Origin of the sequence: Microbacterium sp. HMWF026, from assembly GCF_003061325.1 — a bacterium.
GTDB lineage: Bacteria > Actinomycetota > Actinomycetes > Actinomycetales > Microbacteriaceae > Microbacterium > Microbacterium testaceum_E.
Genome location: NZ_QAJB01000292.1, coordinates 5,333 through 6,617, shown reverse-complemented (window position 1 = coordinate 6,617; position 1,285 = coordinate 5,333). Strand labels below are relative to the sequence as shown.

Genomic DNA, 1,285 nt, shown 5'->3' with positions numbered 1-1,285 from the left:
GCGTGGTTCAGCGGGGCGCGGGCCCGGACGGCGGGGCGGCGATGAACGGCATCCGTGCCGAGACACGCTACGACGCCGCGTTTCTCGACAGGAACGGCGTTTATCGCGCGAGAGAGGACGCACGCAGGCGCTGGCAGACCGGCGGGGCCCGGCGCCCGCGCGCCTCCCAACGGCGCCCGGGCTCGGCTGCAGGGCGGCGACAAACGGCATCCGTGCCGAGACACGCTACGACGCCGCGTTTCTCGACAGGAATGGCGTTTATCGCGCGGGAGAGGGCGCGTCGGCGCCGGCAGACCGTCGGGGCGCGGCGCCGTGCGCGGTTCAGCGGGGCGCGGACCGCGCGCCTTCCGACGGGGCGCGGGCCCGGCTGTTAGGCGGCGATAAACGGCCTCCGTGCCGAGACACGTTACGACGCCGCGTTTCTCGACAGGAACAGCGTTTATCGCGCGGGAGAGGGCGCGCGCCGGCGCCGGCAGACCGGCGGAGGAGGAGGGACCGTGCAACGTCCAGCCGGGCGCGGACCGCGCGCCTCTCCACGGCGCCCGGGCCCGACGGCGGGGCGGCGAGAAACGGCATCCGTGCCGAGACACGCTACGACGCCGCGTTTCCCGGCAGGAACAGCGTTTATCGCGCGGGAGAGGGCGCGCGCCGGCGCCGGCAGACCGTCGGCGCAGGGCGGAGGACGGCGCCGGCAGGGCGGAGGGCGGAGGACGGAGGCCGCGGGGCGCGGCATCCGGAAGGGTCAGTCCTCGCCGGGGTCGTCGCGGTCGACGATGTGCATCGCGCGCGCGGCGTCGGTGATGCTCGAGGTGAGCGAGGGGTACACCGCGAACACGCGGGCGACCTGGTCGACCGTGAGGCGACGCTCGACGGCGATCGCGATCGGGTAGATCAGCTCGGACGCCTTGGGACCGACGATCACGCCGCCCATCACGGTGCCGCTACCCTCGCGGGCGATGAGCTTGACGAAGCCGTCGGTGATGCCCTGCATCTTGGCGCGCGGGTTGGCCGAGAGCGGGAGCTTGCGCACCTTTCCGGCGATCCGGCCCTCGGTCACGTCCTGCTCGCTGAAGCCGACGGTCGCGATCTCGGGCGCCGTGAAGATGTTGGCCGTGATGCGGCGCGTCTCGAGCGGGATCACGATGTCGCCCAGGGCGTGGAAGATCGCCTGGCGCCCCTGCATCGAGGCGACGGATGCCAGGGGGTAGAAGTTGGTGCAGTCGCCGGCCGCGTAGATGTTGGGCACGGAGGTGCGCGCGACACGGTTGACGCGGATGTGCCCCGA

General features: G+C 73.1%; 1 protein-coding gene. It reads right to left on the bottom strand.

The window, feature by feature from the left end:
• Positions 1–742: 742 nt before the first annotated feature.
• Positions 743–1,285 (bottom strand): FAD-dependent oxidoreductase (locus DBR36_RS18390; protein ID WP_375136076.1); only part of this gene is annotated, 543 nt, incomplete at its 5' end.